We start from the raw sequence: 21,584 nt of genomic DNA, 5'->3' as shown, positions 1-21,584 counted from the left end.
TTCCGGATCCAACAGAAAACGGGGCTTCAGTGAAGCCCCGTTCTGGTTTTTGTGGGTGAGCCTGTCGTGGCCTTATACCTTGGGGCCAGCTGCGCTGAAATCGTAGTCGGCGCCTCTGGTGATGTATTTCTCGTAGTTTTTGGTGAACATCTCCGCCAGCTTCTTGGCTGTTGCGTCATAGGCGAACTTGTCGGCCCAGGCGTTGCGGGGGTTGAGGACAGAAGTGTCTACGCCGGGGATTGCTTCGGGAATCTGCAGGCCGAAGATGTCCATGGTCTCAAACTGGCAGTCGTTGATCTTGCCGTTGAGGATGGCGTTGACACAGGCGCGGGTGGCCTTGATGCTCATGCGCTGGCCCACGCCGTACCCGCCGCCGGTCCAGCCGGTGTTGACCAGGAAGGCGTTGACATTGTGCTTGGCCATCTTTTCGCCCAGCAGTTTGGCGTAGGCCGTGGGGTGCAGGGGCAGGAAAGCTTCGCCGAAGCAGGCGGAGAAAGTGGCCTGGGGTTCGGTGACGCCGCGTTCCGTACCGGCAACCTTGGCGGTGTATCCGCTGAGGAAGTAGTACATGGCCTGCTCCCTGGTGAGTTTTGACACCGGAGGCAGGATGCCGAAGGCATCGCAGGTGAGGAAGATGATATTGCGGGGATGGCCAGCTTTCAGGGCGGGCTCGTGATTGTCAATGTGGAAGATGGGGTAGGAGACCCGCGTGTTTTCCGTCTTGGAGGCATCTTCATAGTTCACGATGCCGTCGTCGTCGTAGACCACGTTTTCCAGCAGGGCATCGCGTTTGATGGCCTGGTAGATTTCCGGTTCGCTGCCGGGATCGAGGTTGATGGTCTTGGCGTAGCAGCCGCCCTCGAAGTTGAAGATACCATCATCATCCCAGCCGTGCTCGTCGTCGCCGATGAGCCTGCGTGAAGCGTCGGTGGAGAGGGTCGTCTTGCCGGTGCCGGAGAGACCAAAGAAGAGGCAGACATCGCCTTCTGATCCAACATTGGCGGAGCAGTGCATGGAGAGTATATTTTCAAGGGGGAGCCAGTAGTTCATCATGGTGAAGACGCCTTTTTTCATCTCACCGCCGTACCAGGTTCCGCCAATAATAGCCACATTCTTTTCAATGTTGAAGATGACAAAGACTTCAGAGTTCATTCCGTGCTCTTTCCAGCGCGGATTTACCACTTTGCAGGCATTGTAGATGGTAAATTCAGGGGCAAAGCTGCTGAGCTCGTCTTCGGTGGGGCGAATAAACATATTCTTGCAGAAGTGGGATTGCCAGGCGATTTCCGAGATGACGCGGATATTGCGGCGGGTTTTCTGGTTGGAGCCAACAAAGCCGTCGGTGACATAGACATCCTTGCCGGAGAGCTGGTCCGTTACCAGTTGGTAGAGCTCGTCAAAAACCTCAACGGCGACGGGCTTGTTGATGTTGCCCCAGGCGATATGCTGAGCTGATGGATCCTGCTTGACGAAATACTTGTCCTTGGGAGATCGTCCTGTGAATTTTCCCGTGTCCACCATCATGGTACCGTTGGAGGATACCCGACCTTCCCCGTTGTCTACTTCGTGTTTGAAAAGCTCCTCGTAGCCGAGGTTCCGGTAAATCTTCCCTACGCTCTTGAGGCCCAGGGAATCGGCGTCCAATGCATTGGCTGTCTTCATGGCACTGCCCCTTTGCATGATAATACTATAACATACTTTGCGTTATATGCTGTTGCAAAAGTAACATATTTGCTGCAGCAGGGGAAGGGAAAGTTGCCAAAATATTGACAGGGATCTGCATTGGTATGTTCTTGTTTTTGAATGGGATGCGACTAGGTGGTGCCGTTTGTGGAACCCTGTTCGGCGGTGGCGGGATTATCAGTGGGGGCTTTGACCTGGGAGCGCAGATAGTTTTCCATTTCCAGCAGGGACTTGTTGCAGGGGGCGACGGGGCTGGAGTGGTCAAGAACCGGTATCAGGTTTTTGTCCAGAAACATGATCCGGCCAGACTGCTGTAGCTTGCGCACGGCGGCAATGCAGCGTTCCAGCAGCTTGCGGTCGGAGAATATTTCGCGGTTGGTAATCTCTTCGCCGAAGACGCGGTGTTTTTTCAGAAACTGATAGAGGCTGGGCAGCACCTTCTGCTGGGGCGTCTGGGGGCCGATCACCAGGACCTCATCCTCGCCTTCGGCATGGGCCTGGGATTGTGTGCCGTGCAGCGCATCGTGGACGCGCTGCAGCAGTTCGCGGATATCGATGGGTTTGATAATATAGCTGTTGACATTGATTGCCGTCATCTGGGAAATATGGTGTTCCTCATTGAGGGCGGTGGTGATGATGACCGGTACTTCAGGATTGATTTCGCGGATCAGCTCGATCATGCGAAAGCCGTCCATGACCGGCATGTTAATATCGGTGACCACGATGTCGGGGCGGTGTTCCCGGAACATGTCCAGGCCCTCTTGCCCGTTGGCGGCGATGTAGAGGTTTTTGACCCGACGTGAGAGGGGTTTTTCCAGCGCTTTCCGTATGACCGCTTCATCTTCGACATAGAGAATTTTCAGTTCGGAAAAATTCGGAGCAGTCTCCACGGCAGTCCTCCACGGTCAGCAGCCTGCTGGAATATTTTCTGGATACGCAGGCTGACTCTTCCTGAATTGTACACTGAAAAACATCTTAATACGCATCCCATGTGAGTTCAAGGATCTTATTGTGTCACCGTCGAAAAATACTATCATGAAACCATGCAGACCGCAGCTGCTCGCTCCGGCGGGTGATCTCGAAAAACTGTACACCGCCGTAACCTATGGTGCGGACGCGGTGTATATCGGTGGCGATATCGGTGGCCTGCGGCAGCGGGCGGGAAACTTTTCCCATGGCGATATGGCCCGGGGGATCTCCTTTGCCCATGGGCATGGCGCGAAGGTATACGTGGCCGTCAATATCTACCCCCGTCCCGAAGATATAGCGCTCCTTCCCCCGTACCTTGCCACGCTTCGTGCACTGGGTGTCAACGCCGTCATCGCCTCTGACCCCGCCGTGGTGCGCTGTGCCCTTGAGCATGGCCACACGGTGCATCTGTCCACGCAGGCGTCGTGCATGAATACTCCCGAAGCCCTGGCCTGGAAGGAGACCGGGGTGAGCCGTATGGTTGCCGCCCGGGAGCTTTCCATCGAGCAGGTGCAGCGTATAGGTGCCGCCAGTGGCCTGGAAACGGAGATGTTTGTCCACGGCTCCCTGTGCATGTCCTACAGTGGCAAGTGCCTGATCAGTAATTTCACCGCAGGCCGCGACGCTAACCGCGGGGGCTGTGTCCAGAGCTGCCGCTGGGGCTACCGGGTCTGCGGGGAAGCAAGGGACCCTGGTGAACTGGTCTATCCCTTGAATTCACAGGATATCATGGGTATCAGGCAGCTGGGGCGCTTTCGCGATGCCGGCATAAGCTGTCTGAAAATCGAGGGGCGCATGAAATCACACCTCTATATTGCAGCCACAACCTGCGCCTACCGCAACGCCATCGATGACCATGATGGTACCCCTGAAACGGTGGACGCCATGGAAGAACTTCTTCGCAAAATTTCCAACCGGGGCTTTACAGCGCACTTTCTGGCGGGCAGGCCGGAGGATCCCGGGATCAACCTGCGCTCCTCGGGGTATGTGAGCCAGGTTGAGTATATCGGCCAGATCATCGGATGGCAGGATGGCGTAGCCCTGCTCTACAGTCGCGCGCCAGTGCGTTCCGGGGAGTCATTGTTTCTGCTGAACACTGATGGTGAACTGCTGGAGCTGCCTGGTCAGATGCGGGAAATGGATGACACCATGGTCCAGTCGGTCAATCCAGGCACTCTCGTGCAGGTGGAAGTGCCTGTTGCCTGCCAGTACTGGGTGGTATGCAAGGGGACTGAGCCACAGAGGAGGCCATGGTGAACGGTAAATTCGTGGTCTGCAGTGCAGACGATATTCGCAGCGTACAGGAGTATGGCGTGAAGCGTGTTATCATCCCCTGGGCTGCTGCCAGCCAGGGGTCGGGAGTCTTTCTGCCTGAGCTGGAGGCGATGCTCGCCCAGGCCCATGATGGTGGTATGCAGGTGGATCTCGCTGCTGACATCCTGCCCGATGACTCCCAGCTTGATGCCCTGATGGACGAGTTCCGGCGTACAGACCTGCTGCGGCCCGGCCGTATCCAGGGTGTCAGGCTGCAGAATATCGGCCTGGCGCGGGTTATCAGGCAGGCATATCCCCACCTGAAGGTGATTTTTGACGTGCGTTCCGGTGGGAACCATCCCGCCTACTATACCTGGCTGCAGCGGATGGGGCTGGATGGCGCCGTGCTCTCCCGTGAGCTTAGCCTGGAGAGCCTCCCGGATTTCTTTCGCTCCGCTGGCGCGCCCTTTTCTTTTGAGCTGAGGGTTTTTGGCGCCATTGCCTTTTTCAGCAGCCGTCGCGCGCTGCTTGATATGGCCGTGGGGCAGACATGCCTGCTGGAAGAGCCCTCGCGCCCCGGCCAGCGTTTTCTGCTGGAGCGGGGCAACGATTCGGTGCTCCACCACTCCCGTTACCTTGATCTGCGGGGCCACCTCGGGCGTCTGCAATCCTGGCCGTTGACCCTGGTACTGGATTATCGCCATGTGTGCACCTGCCGGGAGATGCTTGCGTACTGGTTTGATGGCAGGGAGTTTACCGCGCTGCACGGTCTCGCTCCCATGGCTGATCCCCAGTTGCCTCGGGAGGAGAGTCGCCCGCCATCCGATGCTCAGGAGCCCGTGGCGCGCCTGCTTGATGTGAAGCGTTCACGCTACCTGGTGGCGGAGGTCTTCGCTGGTCTGGCTGATGGCGAGGAACTGCTCTGCCAGTCTCCCGAGGGAAAGTGTTTTTCCCTGCGCTGGCAGCCCCGGAAAACCTGGAGCGGATCGCCCGGGAGTTCGCTGGCGCTGCTGCCGTGGGTGAAAGGAGCGGCTGTGGGAGCGGTGCTGATGCGAAAGGATGTGGATGGGTGAAATGCCAGGAACCCTCAGCGGGCTGCTGGAAAACCCCCATGCAGCGTTGCCAAGAAAAAAAGCACACTCATGTGAGTGTGCTTGTTCCATTTGGAGCGGGAAACGGGACTCGAACCCGCGACCCTCAGCTTGGAAGGCTGATGCTCTAGCCAACTGAGCTACTCCCGCTTAAAGAGTGGTGGGGAGGGGAGGATTCGAACCTCCGAAGTCGATGACGACAGATTTACAGTCTGTTCCCTTTGGCCGCTCGGGAACCTCCCCACGATAATGGCTGAATGGAGCTGGTGAGAGGAATTGAACCCCCAACCTGCTGATTACAAGTCAGCTGCTCTGCCAATTGAGCTACACCAGCCCATACGCCGACAGAGGACAGGCCCCCGTCGAACATCGGGGATTATAGGGAAATACTCAGCGATTTCAAGCAAAATCTCCGCTTACTTGTCTTTTTCCTGCATCTGCTCCCAGCGCAGTGCTTTACGGGGAGGGTTTCGGTCGGAGGTGCTGGACTCATCCCCGATGGCCTGCTGCTGCAGCTGCAAATCGGCAACATAATCAGGGCATCGTGATGGATCGGAAATGGAGAATTTTTTCCCGCAGGTGGCGCGCCAGGCGCAGGTGGCACAGGTCTGTTTCATGGATGGCTCCTGAAGTCGGGTCTCTGGACGCACAGCTTGTCGGCTCGCTTGATCAGGATGACGCGGTTGCCCTTGCGGTTATACTGAATGCGGTCCATGTAAAAGTAGCTCATGAGAATGCCCCGGCCAGAGGTCTTCAAAAGGTTTTCCGCATTGCGAGGATCTGGAAGCTGCTTGACGTTGAAGCCCTCGCCTTCGTCTTCCACGATAAAAGTGAAGAGGTTGCGACGGAAGATAAAAACAAAACGCACCTTCTTGTGACCGTGCTGGCGGGTGCGCTCTTCAAAAAGCTGCTGATATGTGCCAGCATCAAGGGCATCGTTTTTCTCGTCGTAGCCGATGCGCAGGTTTCCGTGCTCAATGGCGTTCAGCAGGATTTCAAAGAGGGCCATGCGGATTTCATTGGCGCTTTTGGCGCTGCAGAAGGTATTGATGGTGGGCATCAGGGAGCTGATGACGCCGTGAATCATGTCGATGCTGTTATCGAGAGCGTATTCGCGGCGCTCTTCCACGAGCTGCTTCAGTATCATGGTATTGGCGAAACTCTGCAGCAGTCGAATCACGGCCCTGTCGAGGGATTCCAGCAGCTCTTCATTACTCCAGGGCGGTGCCAGGTAGTCAAAAGCGCCGCAGCGCAGGCAGTGCAGAATGCAGTCGGGGGCATTCTCGCGCCCCAGGACGATGATGGGAATATCGGGAGTCACCTTGCGGATTTTGGCAATGGGCTGCTCGTTGAGGCATTGGTCGCTGCCTTCATCGATGATGATGTGTGGCATGCTCTCCCAGTAGAGATCAAATGCCTGTTCCGCCGTGGAAAAGAGCACGGAAAAGCCCCTGCTCTGGAGCGCCTGTATCGTCGCTGCCTGCTCCTGGAAAAAGTCTCCGGTTCCTATCCACAGAAGAGAGTGCCCTTGCATGTCCGTCCTTTACGTGTTGGAGAGGATATCGTCCATTTCGCCTTCGCTGAAAAGGGAGTTCATGTCCAGTAGAATCAGCAGGCGATCCTGGTACTGCACTACGCCGCCAAGGCGCTGGCGTCCGCCCTTGGCGATGGAGGGATTGGCCTCCACCTGGCTGTTCCTGATGCGCACCACTTCCCGTACAGCGTCCACCACCAGTCCGATGAGTTTGCCCTGCACGCTGACAATGATGATGTTGGTTTCCTCCTGCAGGTCAGAGGTGGGATGTCCCAGCTTTTTCGCCAGGTTGATGATGGGGATGACCGAACCGCGCAAATCGATGATGCCCTCCATGAAGGAGGAGCTTTTCGGTATGGAAGTGATGGTGGTTTTCTTGATGATTTCCCGCACCATGTGGATATCCACCAGGTACTCTTCATCGTGGAGCATAAAGCTCACAAACTGGAGCATTTCGTCGTTGTTTTCCGTCAGGGACGTATCAAGAATCTTTTCTTCCTGAGGCTTTGACTTCTGCATGGCACACTCCTGCTCTCTCAGATGCACTGTATCTGAATAAAGGGTTGTTCGATCAGATTGATGAAGACATCGTCTGCCAGAGCATCGCCGTCCGGGGTATCCAGGACCTTGATGAGCGGGCGGTTGATCTCGAGGGTTGAAAGTTCCCAGACCACTCCGGTATGCCCGGCATATTCACCGCTGAGAATCTGGATTTCGCTTCCCGCTGGGTAGCGGGGCGTGATGGAGATGAACACCTTGACCATCTCCAGGTTCAGACGGTTTCCCGCCAGGCGCATGATCACATCCAGGGCCCTGTCCACGGTCATGGCTTTGCGGTAGGGTCGGTGGGAAGTCAGGGCCACGAAGGTATCCACAATGGCGCAGATCTCTGCGTAGCGGTGTATCTGCGCTTTGGTGGCAATGGGTTCACGCCTTTTGGGGATGCGGTTGGAGCCCTTGAGGGCGCGGGGATAGCCACTGCCATCCTGGCTTTCATGGTGCTGATAGGCCATGTGGGCTGCCAGAATGCCCACCCGCGGGTTCTTGCGCAGGAACTCGTATCCCAGATGGGGGTGGTGGCGCATCAGGGCGTCCTCGGCGGCGCTCAGGGCGCCTTCGCGCTCCACCAGCGCCGTCGGCAGAAAGAACATACCCACATTGTGCATCAGCCCCCCCTGGGCGATGGCGGCAATCTCCTTGCTGTCATAGAGCATCTTGCGGGCCATCATGACGCAGCCTGCCAGAACCTCGATGGCGTGGTGGGAGAAGTAGCCTTCCCGCTCCTCCTGGGGGGTGACCACAAAACACTTGGAGCTTCCCAGAAAAATGTTTTCCAGAAGACTCTTGCTGGCAGCTTCCAGCTCACTGAGCCACTCTGAAGTTATTCCCTTGGGGCAGACTGCATCCATGTGGGTTTCCGGGTCGTCGATGGTCTGGTTGGCATGCGCCTCGGTGATGGCGTGGAAAACCTGGTGAACGCGATGCCTGGTGGTGCGCTTCAGATCTTCGCTGATCGTGGCAGAGGGCTGCATCCCCTGGGTACGGGGGTCATCCATGTACACCCACAGGACTCCCAGCTCGTCCAGGCGGTCGAGATTCTTGCCGCTCAGGCGATAGCCGGCACCCACCAGGAGGTTGTCTCCTCCGGTGTACACGCCATCGGCGGTCTTTTCGCCCGACTGAATTTTTTCCAGGGAAATCCTGCGCACGCGTCACCTGTGTATTGAAATAAGCCGTTTACGGGTAATCTTTTACAGTAAGTGTCCCAGCTTGTCTTTCTTGGTGTTGAGGTAGCGGGTATTGTGTTCGCACTCTGCTGTATGCAGGGGAACGCGCTCGTCTATCTCAAGCCCGTATCCGGAAAGGCCCACCAGTTTACGGGGGTTGTTGGTCAGCAAGCGGATCTTTTTGATGCCAAGGTCTGCGATGATCTGGGCGCCGGTGCCATAGTCGCGCAGGTCAGCGGCAAATCCCAGGGCTTCGTTGGCCTCCACCGTATCCATGCCCTCGTCCTGCAGATGGTAGGCGCGGATCTTATTGAGGATGCCGATGCCGCGTCCTTCCTGGAAGAGGTAGAGCACGACGCCGGATCCCGCCTCTTCAATGGCCTTCATGGCTGTCTGGATCTGGGAACCGCAGTCGCAGCGCAGGGAGCCAAACACGTCTCCTGTCAGGCACTGGGAGTGTACCCGCACCAGGGTCGGGGTTTCCGGAGTGATATCCCCCTTCACCAGGGCGATGTGCTCACTGCCATCCAGTCGGGAGCGGTAACCGATCAGTTTGAAGTCGCCACCGTAACGGGTGGGCAGATTGGCTTCGGCGATGCGCTCTATGGAAAGCTCTTTTCTGACATGAACGCGGTAGGAGATCAGATCCTTGATGGTCACCAGTTTCATATGGTGTTCGTCGGCAAAGGCGCGCAGTTCGCTGTAACGCGCCATGGTGCCGTCGTCGTTCATGATTTCGCAGATGACCCCGGCAGGTGAAAGGCCGGCCAGGCGGGCCAGATCCACGCTGCCCTCGGTCTGGCCGGTGCGCTGCAGGACGCCGCCATCTTTGGCGATCAGGGGGAATACATGGCCGGGGCGCACCAGGTCGTGGGCTTTGCTGTCGGGGGCCACGGCGGTCAGAATCGTATGGGCCCGGTCCTGGGCGCTGATGCCGGTACTGACGCCGTGACGGGCTTCGATGGAGACGGTGAAGGCCGTCTCGAAGGCGCAGGTGTTGTCGCGCACCATGGGCCCGAGATCCAGGGTCTCCGCCTTTTCGCGACTCAGGGAGAGGCAGATCAGGCCGCGGCCGAATTTCGCCATGAAGTTGATGATTTCCGGTGTGACCTTCTCGGCCGCACAGACCAGGTCACCCTCGTTCTCGCGATCTTCGTCATCCACCAGGATGACCATCTTGCCATTGCGGATATCCTCAATGGCCTCCTCTATGGAATCAAAGCGTTGTTTTTCGTCACTGCTCATGCTGTCGTTGTCTCCTGTGTTAGCAGCCCGGCGCAGCTTTGGAAGCTGTCTCCAGGTCACGGATTTTCTGCAGGCGTCCGCTGTGGCGCCCCCCCTCAAACTCGCTGTCAAGCCATACTTGCACGATATCGGCAGCCAGATCCGGGCCGATGATGCGTCCACCCAGGCACAGCACATTGGAGTCGTTGTGCAGGCGGCTGAAGCGGGCGGTGTACAGATCGTTGCACAGGGTGGCGCGGATGCCCGCGAACTTGTTAGCGGCAATGCTCATGCCAATACCAGAGCCGCACACCAGGATGCCCCGCTGGGCCTGCCCGCTTCTGATAGCCTGACAGACCGGGCTGGCGTAGTCCGGGTAGTCCACCCGCTCAGTATTCATGCAACCAAAATCAAGAATATCCAGTCCATTTTTACGGACCACGGAAAGAATCAGCTCCTTGAGCATAAAACCGCCGTGATCACATCCGAAAGCTATCTGCACATATCCTCCAGGGAAAATAGGGTATTTTTTGTTTATGCCTGTACCAGCAGCATGCGGGTAAGCATCATGCCTCCCACCACAGCGGCAATGGACAATGTCACGTTCAGCAGAATATTGATCAGTGCCAGCCCCATGGTGCCACTGTCGCTGAGGAGTACCGAATCCAGGGCGAAGGTGCTGAAGGTGGTGTAGGAGCCCAGAAAGCCGATGGCAAAAAAGAGCCGGAACTCATCGGGCAGCATGCCCTTCTGGGTTGTGAGTACGTAGACCACGCCCAGCAGAAAGCTTCCCGCGACATTGACCAGCAGGGTGCCGAAGGGAAAGTTTCCGCCCAGGAGCTTCAGGGCCAGGGCGCCGCTGAAAAAACGGGCCAGGGCGCCGAGCGCACCGCCGGCGGCGATAAACAGAACCTGTGTCATGGGCGATACCCGGCCACTGGAAACATGCTGTCACTCCCGAAATGGTAAACCGAGATATTACCACGCCTGGAGGGGCGCACCAAGGGAAAACTCCCAAAGCGTTATGGCAGTGGGGAGTCATTCCGGTAGACTGCTGAAAACCCCATCAGGAAGTGCTGTTCCTCAATGTAGGCGTTGGGTTGTCTGGTGTTCCAGTCGCGCAGGTGTTCCAGCGGGACTTCCGTGTGAACAGTGCCGGACTGGTAGGCTCTCAGGGCTGTGGCGAAAGCTTCTTTTTCCTGCTTGCTGGGCTGAAAGTACCCGGCCATATGCTGGATGGCATTGATAACCCGGCCCCGCGTCACCGGAGCCTGCAGGGCTCCGCGCAGCCCGTATTCATAGGCATTGATGTGGCTGGCGTCCGGATGCCTGCCCGCTGCGGCGACGACGGCTCCCAGCTCCTTCTGCCTTTTGGGGTCGTAGGCCATGAGGAGGTACTTGTGGCGGCGGTGAAAGTGTTCCAGCCATCCAGGGAGCTCCTCCTGAGGGCTGTGGCGCCAACGCCCCAGGCAGAACAGGCGTGCCAGGAAGTGGTGGCGCGTTTCGGGGTCTTCCAGCCCGACTTCATCGCCCAGGGGCAGCCAGGGGAAGTATTGCCGCAGATGGCTGGCAAAAAGGCCGGAGTCGCGGACAGTGGTCGTGTCAGGCAGGTGGTGGGGCGTGCTGTCCACTCCGCAGGAGGGAGATTTGGCTTTCAGGAAAGCACCATCGATATCAAGGCCGGGAATTCTGGTTGTGGCGAACTCAGACAGCTGAGCGGTCAGATCGCGCTGGTCCGTGGCCTGGATCAGCTGTATCGCGCCATGGGCACAGCGGTGGATATTCATGGGTGGGCGGGGAGTCTGGAGGCCGGCGTCCACTTCGGGGCAGATGGTGAGAACTTCGCAATGGGGTCTCAGGGCATCCACCAGTTCGCACTGGAGCTGGCGCCCGTCATAGCGGCAGGGGGCAAAGCCCAGGCAGCGGCTGACCAGCAGGCGGGGACCCATGGACTGGCTCACGTCAGCGCAGCTCTTCCAGGAAAGTAGCCAGCAGCCCCGTGGTGTTTTCATCTCCCAGGACGATGCTGCGGCACTCGCTGGAAGCCTCCGGATGCAGATTTTCTCCATGGGCCCAGCAGTTGCGGTAGTTGATGGCCAGGTCGTTCACCTGCTGGGGGAAGCTGCTGTTGATGAGCTGCAGGCCATTTTTCAGGCGGGTACTGGTGAACTGGCGCAGTGCCTCCATGGAGCCGCTGAGCTCATGGGGATTGTCATCCTTGAGAGCTTCCAGCACGTTGGCCATCTGGCCTAGGGAGAGATTGATCTTGTCGCCGATATAGTTGGCCATGATCTTGAAGGTCTCTTTTTTGGGCTCAAAGCTCTCCTGCAGGAACTGCTGCTTGAAGGGGTAAAAGAGGTGGCGCTTGAGTTCGCGCTCCAGTACAAAGCAGTACTGGATGCCGGTCAGCCCACTGGAGAAGCGTGCCTGTTCGTAACGCTGCTCCAGGTAGAGGGCCTGGATAAGCAGCTGCTTGCTGTCGTCGCCCATCAGGTTCCAGCAGGGGTCTCCCACGGCTTTGTGGGCCTGGGCCTGTACATCGTCCAGCAGTTCGCTGTGGGTCTTGAAGTGGGGCATGATGGCCCCGATCAGGTCTTCCGTCAGCTGCCCCATGTCGTCGTTCTCACCGGGCTGCAGGGCAATGCGTCGCAGGGCTTTCTGGAACTCCTTCTGGGACTTTTTCACGATGCGCGCCACGCCAGCCATCTCTTCCGAGCCGGGCTGCACCCGCTCCAGGAAGAATTCAGAACGCTTTCCCAGTTGGGTGAAGAGTTTTCCCGCCATGTTCAGGCGCTTCTCGTAGCTGCGGATCTGCTCCATGGCGCGTTGCAGGGCCTCATGGCCGCGCTGGCAGCCGGCCAGGTAACCACTGAGCTGGTGCCCGGTCTGGTCTGTGGGTTCTGTTTCCAGTATCTGGGCAGTGATCTCTTCGGCCTCGGCGAAGCGGGCGCTTTCAATGCAGATGAGGGCCATCTTGTGGGAGAGTTCGCGGCTGCTTTCTCCGAAGGCGATGGCCTGTCGGAAGTGCTCCATGGCCTGCTCATCGTTTTCAAGCATCATGAAGCAGTCGCCCATGGCCTTGAATATCTGGCCGCGGATGCGGTCGTGATCAACCTGCACCTGCTCTGCCGCAGTGCCGTGTTCCCGCAGGAGGTCGAGGGAAAGCTGATACTGTTCGATGGCGGCCTGATACTCGTCCAGGTTCAGGTAGGAGTCACCCAGCAGCATGTGCAGGATGGGTGAACGGGGGATGTGCCCTACGGCGGTTTCCATGTGGAGGCGGCACTCTTCAAAGCGCCCCTGGGCCAGCAGGAGCATGCCCACGCTCATCCAGGGCCTGATCCACTGCGGATCGGCCTGAATCTCCAGCAGGAAGTACTCCAGGGCTTCGTCGTACTGACGACGGGCGTAGGCGTTTTCACCAAGGGCGTAGTAAGGCAGAGGCTGCATGGTACCATCCGGAATTGTACTGAGTCTGGCCTAGCCGGCTGCTGAAAAACCCTCATCTGCGGCGTTGCTCGCCGTCGCTCGTCACTGCAACGTACGGGGAGTACGCTTCATTCCTCGCTTCGCGAGCGCCTTGCACCTGAGCATTTTTCAATTGCCTGCGCGTTTGAGGTATTTCAGCAAGCTGCTAGATTGAAGCACTCCCCTGCAGAAGTCAATACGGCAGATGGTATGACCGGCCACCGGAAGGCGGTATTTTTGTTGCGCCATTGCCGCAGGAAAGTTAGATGCGGCTTTACTGTAAAATGTATTTCATTTGCCACATTTTACCCCATCTGGTATATAGGTTCCCTTGAAAACCACACCCGAAATGAAGGTATGTATGCTGAAGTATCTGGCCAAAAAGATAGTTGGAACAAAGAACGAACGGGAACTGAAGAAAATCCGGCCCCTGGTGGATAAAGTCAACGCCCTTGAAGCTTCCACGCAGGCACTCAGTGACGATGAACTCAAGGCCAAGACCATTGAATTCCGCGAGCGCTACGCTGCCGGCGAAAGTCTGGATGACCTTATGCCGGAAGCCTTCGCTGTGGTGCGCGAAGCGTCAGTGCGAACCACCGGAATGCGTCACTTTGATGTGCAGCTTATCGGTGGCGCCGTGTTGCACGCCGGCAATATCGCGGAAATGAAGACCGGTGAAGGCAAGACCCTGGTAGCCACACTGCCAGTGTACCTGAACGCCCTGAGTGGCAAGGGTGTCCACGTTATCACCGTCAACGATTACCTGGCAAAGCGCGACTCCGAGTGGATGGGGAAAATTTATCGTTTTCTCGGCCTGGAGGTTGGGGTGATCGTCCACGGCCTGACCGATGAGGAGCGCAAAGCCGCCTATGGTGCCGATATCACCTATGGGACCAATAACGAGCTGGGTTTTGACTACCTGCGCGATAATATGAAATTCCGTATCGAAGACTACGTCCAGCGCGAACACAACTTCGCCATTGTGGACGAAGTGGACTCCATCCTGATTGACGAAGCCCGCACACCGCTCATAATCAGTGGCCCCGCCGAAGTCTCCACCGACGACTACTACCGCGCCGACAAGGTGGTGCGTCAGCTTCAGGAGGGTGAGCACTTCAACATTGACGAAAAGAGCCGCAATACCGTGCTGACAGAGCCTGGTGTCAAGCAGGCTGAAGCCCTGCTGGGCATTGAAAACCTCTACGACGTCAGCAATATGAAGCTTTTGCACCACGTCAACCAGTCCCTGAAAGCCCACCACAATTACCAGCGCGATATCCACTATATGGTGGACGAGGATGGCAAGGTTGTCATCGTCGATGAATTCACGGGTCGTGTGCTGGAGGGACGCCGTTACAGCGACGGCCTGCACCAGGCCATTGAGGCCAAGGAGCAGGTGCCCATTGAACGGGAAAACCAGACCCTGGCCACCATCACCTATCAGAACTACTTCCGTCTCTACAGCAAGCTGGCGGGCATGACCGGCACGGCGGATACCGAGGCGGCGGAATTCAAGAAGATCTATGACCTGGAAGTGGCCGTTATTCCCACGAACGTCCCCATGCAGCGTATCGACAACACCGATAAGGTCTACCGCACCAAGGACGAGAAGTTTGCCGCCGTCATTGAAGAGATTCGCGAAGCGCACCAGAAGGGGCAGCCTTGCCTGGTGGGAACCATCTCCGTTGAAAGCAGTGAATACCTGTCGAGTCTGCTGAAGAAAGCCAAAATCAAGCACAACGTGCTGAACGCCAAGAACCACGCCCATGAAGCCACCATCATTGCCGATGCAGGCAAGCAAGGCGCCGTGACCATTGCCACCAACATGGCTGGCCGTGGAACCGACATCAAGCTGGGCGAAGGCGTGCTGGAGCTTGGCGGCTTGCATATCGTGGGCACCGAACGCCATGAATCCCGCCGCATCGACAACCAGCTGCGCGGACGCTCCGGGCGTCAGGGCGACCCGGGAAGCTCACAGTTCTTCCTCTCCCTGGAGGACGATCTCATGCGGATTTTTGGCGGCGACCGCATCAAGAACCTCATGGATCGTTTCGGCATGCAGGAAGGCGAGCCCATCGAGCATACGCTGGTCAACCGGGCCATCGAGAATGCCCAGAAAAAAGTGGAAAACTACCACTTTGAAGTACGTAAACACCTGCTGGAGTATGACGATGTCATGAACCAGCAGCGCCAGATCATCTATACCTATCGCCGCGAAATCCTTGGCGGCGAAGGCGTTGACGGCATGGTCGAGGAGCGCATCGACCAGATTCTCCACGATATCTTCCAGCTCTCCATACCGGCAGTGGGCTATACCCAGGACGTGAAACAGGAAGAGCTGAGCGAGTCCTTCCGTTATTACTTCTCCTTCGCCCCGGATTTCGGCCGCTTTGACGACACCGCCAAGGTGACGGAAGTCAGGGAAGGTCTGCGCGCGCAGGTCTTTGAGGTGCTGCACCGCAAGGAGGAGGAAATCGGCAAGGAGCGCTTCTTTGCCCTCAAGCGCTATTTCCTGCTCAATATCATTGATTCGGCCTGGAAGGATAACCTGCTGAGCATGGATCGCCTCAAGGAGGGCATCGGCCTGCGCAGCTACGGTCAGAAAAATCCCCTCACCGAATACAAGCGCGAAGCCTTTGAGCTCTTCGAAAATATGATGGGCCGTATCAAGGAGGAGACTGTCGTCATCCTCTTCAAGGTGGAGATAGCCAAGGAGGAAGAGCCCCCGTCCCTGCAGGATGCTGCTTCAGCCCCTGAGGCCCGTAACCGCGCAGAGCGGCGGCGCCAGCAGAAGAAGGCCCAGAAGAGCACACCAGCTGCCAACGCGCTGTGTCCCTGTGGCAGTGGGGTGAAGTACAAACTCTGCTGTGGTGCCAACTGACAATAAAGGCACTGCCCGCAGGCAGACTGAAAGCATCAAGGCCTCCGCGTTTGCGGGGGCTTTTTTTTGCTGCGCGTACGGATGTCGCTGTTGTTATTTTTATTGGAACTTATAAATACAATTTACATTCTATGCATTACCGTCTATTATCGTCCTGTGTGTAACCCGAAAACTCTTCCGGAGGTATTCCCATGGTACGAAGAATTCTGGCCTTGTTGTGTGTTATCGGACTCGCCTTTGGCATCGCCCTGGCAAAAGTAAACATCAACACCGCATCACAGGCGGAGCTGGCCGCGCTCAATGGCGTGGGAGATCAGCGGGCCGCGGCGATTATCGAGTATCGCGAACAGAATGGCCCTTTTCAGAAGCCTGAGGATATCACTCGCGTCAAGGGAATTGGAAAGTCAACCTTTGAGAGGAATAAGGACAGTATTACCGTAGAGTGATTGTCGTCTTTTTCCTGTTGCTGCCCACAGCCCCGCGCTGTGGGCTTTTTTATTGGCAGGCTGCTGAAACCCCTCGTCTGCGGTTTGATCAACAGGTTGCTGAAATTACTCAAACTGCGCAGGCAATTGAAAATGCTCAGGCGCAAGGCGCTCGCGGAGCGAAAATGAAGCGTACTCCCCGTGCGTTGCTGGCGTGTGAGCGTCCTGCGAGCAACGCCGCAGATGAGGGTTTTTCAGCGGCGTGCTAATAGCGCAGGACTGTCTCCAGGAAACGCTGCAGTGAGAGTGTTCGGGGAGCATTGAAGAAGGTACTGGTGTCGGCCCATTCCACCAGCTGACCGTTTTCCACAAAAGCGCACAGGTCGCCGACCCGCCGGGCGAATCCCATATGATGAGAGGCGATGATGATCTTCTGTCCTGCCTCACGGAGCTGCGCAATCATGTCAAGGACTTCGGTGGTCATCATGGGGTCAAGGGCCGAAGTGGGTTCGTCCAGCAGGAAAAAGCGTGGCTTTATGGCGATGGCACGGGCGAGGGCGATGCGCTGCTTCTGTCCGCCCGAAAGCTGGGCGGGTTTTTTGGTGGCATGCTCCTGGAGGTTGAAGCGCTCCAGTAAATGCCAGGCGCGTTCATCAGCAGCCTGACGATGGTAACCGTGCACTTCGCGCAGGGGCAGCGCGATGTTCTCCAGGGCGCTGAGGTGTGCAAAGAGGTTGAACTCCTGGAAGACCATGCCCACACAGCGACGGTGGGCCAGCAGTTCCCTCTCGCGACGGGCGACCCTCTGGCCGTCGATACGGACCTCACCACCGCTGGGGATCAGCAGTCCGGCCAGAATGCGCAGCAGGGTGGTCTTGCCACTGCCCGATGGCCCCACCAGAACCAGGCAGCCGAAGTCAGGCGAAACAAAGTCAATGGGGCCCAGTACACGCTGGTCGGAAAAATTCATGACCAGACTGCTCAGTTCAAGTCGCATAGTTGAACTTCCTCTCCATGTGGCGGCTGTACAGAGAAACTGGCAGGGTGAGTATCAGGTATCCCAGGGCCAGGGGCAGATAACTCTCCAGGGTACTGAAGGTGAAGGCGTTCACTTCCTGGGCGTTCAGGGTGAACTCGCTGATGGCAATAATGGACAGCAGCGAAGAGTCCTTGATCAGTGAGGCGAATTGCCCGGCCAAAGGCGGCAGGATGCGTCGCAGCACCTGGGGAATGATGACATGGCGATAGATCTGCCAGGGGGTGAAGCCCAAAGAGCGTGCCGAGTCAATCTGGGACTGGCTGATGCTCTCGACGCCGGCCCGGATGATTTCAGAGATATAGGCACCGCTGAAGAGAGCAAGGATGAGCACCCCTGCCACATAGCGGTTCTGCAGGCCAAAGGCATCGGCCACCACGTAAAAGAAGATGAGTATCTGTACCAGCAGCGGTGTGCCGCGAATCACTTCCACGATGGTGCGTCCAAGCTGACACACGAGGATCACCGGGCTGCGCTGAGCCGCGGCCAGCAGCAGGCCGACGATAAGGCTCATCAGCAGGCTGATGGCGCTGATCATCACGGTCATCAGCCACCCCTGCCAGAGTTTGTGCCGATACTGGTAGAGTACCTGCCAGTGCCACTCGTACTGCAGGGCGCTGAAAGCGTACACAAAAAGGGCGCTGAGGCCGAAACACAGTACCACGGCGTTGAGTGTCGCCGCGGGCAGGGAGGGAGCCGCTGCGCCGCGCAGGAAAAAGCGTTGCCAGGGCATCAGAAGTAGAATCCGTATCCCAGCTCTTTAAAGGCGCGCTTTTGCTCGCCGAGGTACTTGTCTCCCAGCCTCTCAAAAAAACCCTCACCGCGCAGCCGGTCCAGGGCGTCGTTGATCTGAAGGCGCAGGTCTTCACTCCCCTTGGGCAGGCCCACAGCCCAGTACTCACGCTGAAAGGGTTCCAGAATCGCGCGGGTTGTCTCCCGATTACGCTGCCAGTGCGAGTAGACAGACATCTGATCGTAAATGAAAGCGTCAATCTTCCCCTGCACCAGTTCAAGAACCGCAGCGGCCTCCTTGTCCAGTACCAGTATGCGCGCCTGACTCAGATGGCGAGACGCGTAGGCATGTCCGGTGGTGCCGCGTTTGACAGCAATAACCACTCCCGGCCGGTTCAGTTCGTCAATGCTGGTGACTTCACTGGCCCGATTGAGGAGCAGACACAGCCCGGTGCTCAGATAGGGTTCGGAGAAATCAACGACCCGTGCGCGCTCTTGCGTGGCAGTCATGGAGGAGAGGATCATATGGATTTTTCCCGTGCGCAGGGCCGGGATCAAGCCGTCAAAGGGAATATTTTCGATGATGACTTCGCGTCCGAGGATCTCCCCGATCGCCCTGGCCATCTCCACGCTGATTCCCGAAGGCTCTCCTCTGGCATCTGTCATCTCGAAGGGCGGGTAGGATAGCTCCATGCCGACGATCAGCGCTGAAGAGGTGGCCGCAGCCGTACTGGTGAATATGAGCAAGGCAATCAGAGCATGTGTCAGCAGGGCAATTCGTGGCATGGGCACCTCCGGAAGTATGGCTGATCGGTGAGAGACTCCACTCGCGGGGACTGCCTGTGCTGGAGTTTTCAGCAGCCTCTCAGGAGATTTGTACCTTTGGTGCAGGGGGAAGGCAAGGGGAGTTTGGCCGTAAAAAGGAGCTTGTTCACGGAGCAGCCATGGTCTATCCTTACCCTTCTGCGCCTGATCAGGCCGTAATGCCAAAATCGAGGTACGAATTGTTTACGATCTTCAGCGCCCTTTTCCCGGTCTTCGCCCTCATTGCCCTCGGGTATTTTCTGCGCGTTCGCCGTTTTCCCGGTGACGTCTTCTGGCCCCTGGCCGAGCGCATCACCTACTTTATCTTTTTCCCCGCGCTGGTGTTCTCAAACCTCTACCGCGCGCCTCTGGCGGAGCTCTCCCTGTGGAGCATGGTATTGACCCTGGCTGGCGCCACCGTGCTGGTGGGCCTGCTGACCGTCATCCTGCGCCGACCTCTGGGCATGGGCGGGCCGGCCTTCACCTCGGTGTTCCAGGGGGCCGTGCGCTTCAATACCTTTGTGGGCATTGCCGCCGCCGCTGCTCTGCTGGGGGAGAGCGGCCTGACCTTTGCCGCCATTGCCATGGCGACCCTGATTCCCCTGGTCAATGTGCTGTGCGTCTTTGTACTGCTGCGCCACAGCAGCGATGAGCACAGCGGCATGCAGAAAGTACTGGTGGCCCTGGCAAAAAACCCCCTTATCCTGGCCTGCGTTGTTGGCATTCTCTTCAACGCCCTTGCCATCCCCCTGCCCAGCTTCGGACTGGCCACCATTGACGCCCTGGGGCGCGCTTCCCTGCCCATCGGCCTGCTGGCCGTCGGTGCCGGACTGCAGTTTCGCGCCATCACATCATCCAAGAAGGATCTGGCCATTGCCAGCGTCCTGAAACTCATGGTGTTGCCGCTGGTGACGGCAGCGCTTGGCATGTGGCTGGGTCTCAGCGGTGACGCCCTCTTCATCGCCGTACTCTTCACCGCCCTGCCCACGGCCCCCTCCGCCTATATCCTGGCCCGCCAGCTGGGGGGCGACACCACCCTCATGGCCAGCATTATCACCATTCAGACCGCCCTGGCGGCTGTTACCCTGCCCATTGTGCTCAGCTTTCTGTTGAATGGCTGACAGGCTGCTGAGCCGTCCGGTGGTGTTCGCGGCTTGCCTCATGGCGCGTGAATGGCGTAAGATACCAACCCCATATACAGAGAATATTTTCGGGAGCATACACATGAAATACGAAACGGTTATCGGACTGGAAATTCACGCCCAGGTTCTCTCTGAATCCAAAATCTTCTGCGGCTGCAGCACCAAAGTCGGACAGCAGCCCAATTCCCATACCTGCCCGGTGTGCCTGGCCATGCCCGGTTCCCTGCCCGTGCTCAACCGCAAGGTGGTGGACTACACCATCAAGACAGGCCTGGCCATCAACTCCACCATCAACAAATTCTCCCAGTTCGCCCGCAAGAACTACTTCTATCCCGACCTGCCCAAGGGCTACCAGATCTCCCAGTACGAAGAACCCATCGTGGGAGAGGGCTACATCATGATCGACCTGCCCGAGGGGCAGACCAAGCGCATCGGCATCGAGCGCATCCACATGGAAGAGGACGCCGGCAAGTCCATCCACGGCTCCAGCATCGGCAAACCCGGCAGCTCCTACATCGATCTCAACCGCGCCGGTACGCCCCTGATGGAGATCGTCTCCAGGCCCGACATGCGCGGCCCCGAGGAAGCCAAAGCCTACCTGGAAAAGATCAAGAGCATCCTGGAGTACCTGGAAGTGTGCGACTGCAACATGGAAGAGGGCTCCCTGCGCTGCGACGTCAACATCTCCCTGCGCCCCGTGGGCCAGGAGAAACTGGGCACCAAAGCCGAAATCAAGAATATGAACTCCTTCCGCAACGTGGGACGGGCCATCGAATACGAAATGAAACGCCAGGCCCAGATTCTGGATGAAGGCGGCAGCGTCGTCCAGGAAACCCGCCTCTACGACCCCGAAAAAAATATCACCGTCTCCATGCGCAGCAAGGAAGAAGCCCACGACTACCGCTACTTTCCCGAACCCGACCTGGTGCCCGTCAACCTCACCGATGAGTGGATCGACGCCCTGCGCGGCACCCTGCCCGAACTGCCCGACGCCAAAAAGGAACGCTTTGTGCAGCAGTACGGCATCCCCGTCTATGACGCTGGCGTCCTGACCTCCGACAAGTACGTGGCCGACTACTACGAAGCCGCCGTCAAAACCCATAACAACGGCAAAATCATCTCCAACTGGGTGATGGGCGACGTGCTGCGCGTCCTGAAAGAGCGCAAACAGGACATTCGAGAATTTGACATCCCCGCCCAGTACATCGGCAAGATGGTCAAGATGATCGACGATAAGCTCATCAGCGGCAAAATCGCCAAAACCGTCTTTGAGCACATGTGCGAAGAGCCCAAAGACCCCGAAATCATCGTGAAGGAAAAAGGCCTGGTGCAGGTGGTGGACGAAGGTGCCATCCGCGAACTGCTGCAGAAAGTCCTGGACGAAAACCCCGGCCCCGTGGAGCAGTACCGGGGTGGCGAACAGAAAGTCATGGGCTTCCTGGTGGGCCAGAGCATGAAAGCCAGTAAAGGCAAAGCCAACCCGGAGCTGGTGAACAAACTGCTGCGGGAGCTGCTGGGGTAAGTCATTTTTCCCCATGGACTGAGGCGAAAGGCTGTATCCGAAAGCGGACCAAACGGGATAATGGAAACGTTGAGTGCAATTGTCAGGGAGGT

Annotated in this window: 21 protein-coding genes and 3 tRNA genes; 7 read left to right on the top strand and 17 right to left on the bottom strand. The window is 57.7% G+C overall.

Features of this window, described 5'->3' with window-relative positions:
- Window positions 1-72: 72 nt before the first annotated feature.
- Both pckA and ACZ46I_RS01765 read right to left on the bottom strand, forming a co-directional pair.
- Complete coding sequence (gene pckA, locus ACZ46I_RS01770; RefSeq protein ID WP_464281233.1) at window positions 73-1,662, bottom strand: phosphoenolpyruvate carboxykinase (ATP); 1,590 nt, start codon at window positions 1,660-1,662, stop codon at window positions 73-75.
- A 152-nt stretch (window positions 1,663-1,814) separates the two neighbouring features.
- Window positions 1,815-2,573: a response regulator transcription factor gene (locus tag ACZ46I_RS01765; protein ID WP_013505093.1), complete on the bottom strand. Its 759-nt coding sequence runs from the start codon at window positions 2,571-2,573 to the stop codon at window positions 1,815-1,817.
- A gap of 145 nt (window positions 2,574-2,718) precedes the next feature.
- Between ACZ46I_RS01765 and ACZ46I_RS01760 the strand changes: the two genes are divergently transcribed.
- Both ACZ46I_RS01760 and ACZ46I_RS01755 read left to right on the top strand, forming a co-directional pair.
- Window positions 2,719-3,909 carry a peptidase U32 family protein gene (locus ACZ46I_RS01760; protein ID WP_464281232.1) on the top strand — a complete coding sequence of 397 codons (1,191 nt, stop codon included), beginning with the start codon at window positions 2,719-2,721 and terminating at the stop codon, window positions 3,907-3,909.
- Window positions 3,906-4,979 (top strand): U32 family peptidase, encoded by a 1,074-nt coding sequence (locus tag ACZ46I_RS01755; RefSeq protein WP_464281231.1) that lies wholly within the window; start codon window positions 3,906-3,908, stop codon window positions 4,977-4,979. Before ACZ46I_RS01760 ends, ACZ46I_RS01755 begins: the two co-directional genes overlap by 4 nt.
- Window positions 4,980-5,070: 91 nt before the next feature.
- Here the strand turns inward: ACZ46I_RS01755 and ACZ46I_RS01750 are convergent.
- The 12 genes from ACZ46I_RS01750 to ACZ46I_RS01695 form a co-directional block, all read right to left on the bottom strand.
- Window positions 5,071-5,147 (bottom strand) — tRNA-Gly (locus ACZ46I_RS01750).
- An 8-nt stretch (window positions 5,148-5,155) separates the two neighbouring features.
- Window positions 5,156-5,240: transfer RNA gene (locus ACZ46I_RS01745), tRNA-Tyr, on the bottom strand.
- A 15-nt stretch (window positions 5,241-5,255) separates the two neighbouring features.
- Window positions 5,256-5,331: transfer RNA gene (locus ACZ46I_RS01740), tRNA-Thr, on the bottom strand.
- A gap of 82 nt (window positions 5,332-5,413) precedes the next feature.
- Window positions 5,414-5,614, bottom strand: coding sequence for a hypothetical protein (locus tag ACZ46I_RS01735; RefSeq protein ID WP_013505096.1), 201 nt, complete (start codon window positions 5,612-5,614; stop codon window positions 5,414-5,416).
- Window positions 5,611-6,531, bottom strand: a complete 921-nt coding sequence (locus tag ACZ46I_RS01730) for an ATP-binding response regulator (protein ID WP_013505097.1) — start codon at window positions 6,529-6,531, stop codon at window positions 5,611-5,613. Before ACZ46I_RS01730 ends, ACZ46I_RS01735 begins: the two co-directional genes overlap by 4 nt.
- 9 nt (window positions 6,532-6,540) lie before the next feature.
- Complete coding sequence (locus tag ACZ46I_RS01725; protein ID WP_013505098.1) at window positions 6,541-7,050, bottom strand: chemotaxis protein CheW; 510 nt, start codon at window positions 7,048-7,050, stop codon at window positions 6,541-6,543.
- A gap of 17 nt (window positions 7,051-7,067) precedes the next feature.
- Window positions 7,068-8,240, bottom strand: a complete 1,173-nt coding sequence (locus tag ACZ46I_RS01720) for an HD-GYP domain-containing protein (protein WP_013505099.1) — start codon at window positions 8,238-8,240, stop codon at window positions 7,068-7,070.
- A 42-nt stretch (window positions 8,241-8,282) separates the two neighbouring features.
- Window positions 8,283-9,503 (bottom strand): bifunctional 3,4-dihydroxy-2-butanone-4-phosphate synthase/GTP cyclohydrolase II, encoded by a 1,221-nt coding sequence (locus tag ACZ46I_RS01715; RefSeq protein WP_013505100.1) that lies wholly within the window; start codon window positions 9,501-9,503, stop codon window positions 8,283-8,285.
- Window positions 9,504-9,522: 19 nt separating this feature from the next.
- The gene (gene rpiB / locus ACZ46I_RS01710; RefSeq protein ID WP_013505101.1) at window positions 9,523-9,984 is read right to left on the bottom strand and encodes a ribose 5-phosphate isomerase B; all 462 of its coding nucleotides are present in this window, start codon (window positions 9,982-9,984) and stop codon (window positions 9,523-9,525) included.
- A gap of 32 nt (window positions 9,985-10,016) precedes the next feature.
- The gene (crcB, locus tag ACZ46I_RS01705) at window positions 10,017-10,403 is read right to left on the bottom strand and encodes a fluoride efflux transporter CrcB (protein ID WP_226508522.1); all 387 of its coding nucleotides are present in this window, start codon (window positions 10,401-10,403) and stop codon (window positions 10,017-10,019) included.
- 101 nt (window positions 10,404-10,504) lie between these two features.
- Window positions 10,505-11,443: a YbgA family protein gene (locus ACZ46I_RS01700; RefSeq protein ID WP_464281230.1), complete on the bottom strand. Its 939-nt coding sequence runs from the start codon at window positions 11,441-11,443 to the stop codon at window positions 10,505-10,507.
- Between the two features lies 1 nt (window position 11,444).
- Window positions 11,445-12,932 (bottom strand): tetratricopeptide repeat protein, encoded by a 1,488-nt coding sequence (locus ACZ46I_RS01695; RefSeq protein WP_464281229.1) that lies wholly within the window; start codon window positions 12,930-12,932, stop codon window positions 11,445-11,447.
- A gap of 379 nt (window positions 12,933-13,311) precedes the next feature.
- On the opposite strand from ACZ46I_RS01695, the gene secA reads away from it, so the two are divergent.
- The 3 genes from secA to ACZ46I_RS01680 all read left to right on the top strand — a co-directional run bounded on the left by secA (window position 13,312) and on the right by ACZ46I_RS01680 (window position 16,525).
- Window positions 13,312-15,831 carry a preprotein translocase subunit SecA gene (secA, locus tag ACZ46I_RS01690; RefSeq protein WP_464281228.1) on the top strand — a complete coding sequence of 840 codons (2,520 nt, stop codon included), beginning with the start codon at window positions 13,312-13,314 and terminating at the stop codon, window positions 15,829-15,831.
- 191 nt (window positions 15,832-16,022) lie between these two features.
- The gene (locus tag ACZ46I_RS01685) at window positions 16,023-16,277 is read left to right on the top strand and encodes a ComEA family DNA-binding protein (RefSeq protein ID WP_013505106.1); all 255 of its coding nucleotides are present in this window, start codon (window positions 16,023-16,025) and stop codon (window positions 16,275-16,277) included.
- Complete coding sequence (locus ACZ46I_RS01680) at window positions 16,274-16,525, top strand: hypothetical protein (protein ID WP_464281227.1); 252 nt, start codon at window positions 16,274-16,276, stop codon at window positions 16,523-16,525. Before ACZ46I_RS01685 ends, ACZ46I_RS01680 begins: the two co-directional genes overlap by 4 nt.
- On the opposite strand, the gene ACZ46I_RS01675 is transcribed toward ACZ46I_RS01680, so the two are convergent.
- From ACZ46I_RS01675 to ACZ46I_RS01665, 3 genes are read right to left on the bottom strand one after another with little or no spacing between them, the layout of a single operon-like run.
- Window positions 16,522-17,253, bottom strand: a complete 732-nt coding sequence (locus ACZ46I_RS01675; RefSeq protein WP_013505107.1) for an amino acid ABC transporter ATP-binding protein — start codon at window positions 17,251-17,253, stop codon at window positions 16,522-16,524. The genes ACZ46I_RS01680 and ACZ46I_RS01675 overlap by 4 nt on opposite strands.
- On the bottom strand, window positions 17,243-18,025 hold the full coding sequence (locus tag ACZ46I_RS01670; protein WP_013505108.1) for an amino acid ABC transporter permease: 783 nt from the start codon (window positions 18,023-18,025) through the stop codon (window positions 17,243-17,245). Before ACZ46I_RS01670 ends, ACZ46I_RS01675 begins: the two co-directional genes overlap by 11 nt.
- On the bottom strand, window positions 18,025-18,810 hold the full coding sequence (locus tag ACZ46I_RS01665) for a transporter substrate-binding domain-containing protein (RefSeq protein ID WP_226508523.1): 786 nt from the start codon (window positions 18,808-18,810) through the stop codon (window positions 18,025-18,027). The genes ACZ46I_RS01670 and ACZ46I_RS01665 overlap by 1 nt, the downstream gene beginning before the upstream one ends.
- Before the next feature lie 197 nt (window positions 18,811-19,007).
- On the opposite strand from ACZ46I_RS01665, the gene ACZ46I_RS01660 reads away from it, so the two are divergent.
- Window positions 19,008-19,949, top strand: coding sequence for an AEC family transporter (locus ACZ46I_RS01660; protein ID WP_464281226.1), 942 nt, complete (start codon window positions 19,008-19,010; stop codon window positions 19,947-19,949).
- A gap of 103 nt (window positions 19,950-20,052) precedes the next feature.
- Complete coding sequence (gene gatB, locus ACZ46I_RS01655; RefSeq protein WP_464281225.1) at window positions 20,053-21,492, top strand: Asp-tRNA(Asn)/Glu-tRNA(Gln) amidotransferase subunit GatB; 1,440 nt, start codon at window positions 20,053-20,055, stop codon at window positions 21,490-21,492.
- Window positions 21,493-21,584: the final 92 nt, after the last annotated feature.

The organism is Desulfurispirillum alkaliphilum (assembly GCF_055378285.1).
This window is presented reverse-complemented; position numbering and strand designations above follow the sequence as displayed.

Coding starts and splice junctions, on each gene's coding strand:
- pckA (WP_464281233.1), bottom strand. CDS start 1,662: ATGAAGACAGCCAATGCATTGGACGCCGATTCCCTGGGCCTCAAGAGC.
- ACZ46I_RS01760 (WP_464281232.1), top strand. CDS start 2,719: ATGAAACCATGCAGACCGCAGCTGCTCGCTCCGGCGGGTGATCTCGAA.
- ACZ46I_RS01735 (WP_013505096.1), bottom strand. CDS start 5,614: ATGAAACAGACCTGTGCCACCTGCGCCTGGCGCGCCACCTGCGGGAAA.
- ACZ46I_RS01730 (WP_013505097.1), bottom strand. CDS start 6,531: ATGCAAGGGCACTCTCTTCTGTGGATAGGAACCGGAGACTTTTTCCAG.
- ACZ46I_RS01725 (WP_013505098.1), bottom strand. CDS start 7,050: ATGCAGAAGTCAAAGCCTCAGGAAGAAAAGATTCTTGATACGTCCCTG.
- ACZ46I_RS01715 (WP_013505100.1), bottom strand. CDS start 9,503: ATGAGCAGTGACGAAAAACAACGCTTTGATTCCATAGAGGAGGCCATT.
- crcB (WP_226508522.1), bottom strand. CDS start 10,403: ATGACACAGGTTCTGTTTATCGCCGCCGGCGGTGCGCTCGGCGCCCTG.
- ACZ46I_RS01695 (WP_464281229.1), bottom strand. CDS start 12,932: ATGCAGCCTCTGCCTTACTACGCCCTTGGTGAAAACGCCTACGCCCGT.
- secA (WP_464281228.1), top strand. CDS start 13,312: ATGCTGAAGTATCTGGCCAAAAAGATAGTTGGAACAAAGAACGAACGG.
- ACZ46I_RS01685 (WP_013505106.1), top strand. CDS start 16,023: ATGGTACGAAGAATTCTGGCCTTGTTGTGTGTTATCGGACTCGCCTTT.
- ACZ46I_RS01675 (WP_013505107.1), bottom strand. CDS start 17,253: ATGCGACTTGAACTGAGCAGTCTGGTCATGAATTTTTCCGACCAGCGT.
- ACZ46I_RS01670 (WP_013505108.1), bottom strand. CDS start 18,025: ATGCCCTGGCAACGCTTTTTCCTGCGCGGCGCAGCGGCTCCCTCCCTG.
- ACZ46I_RS01665 (WP_226508523.1), bottom strand. CDS start 18,810: ATGCCACGAATTGCCCTGCTGACACATGCTCTGATTGCCTTGCTCATA.
- ACZ46I_RS01660 (WP_464281226.1), top strand. CDS start 19,008: ATGCCAAAATCGAGGTACGAATTGTTTACGATCTTCAGCGCCCTTTTC.
- gatB (WP_464281225.1), top strand. CDS start 20,053: ATGAAATACGAAACGGTTATCGGACTGGAAATTCACGCCCAGGTTCTC.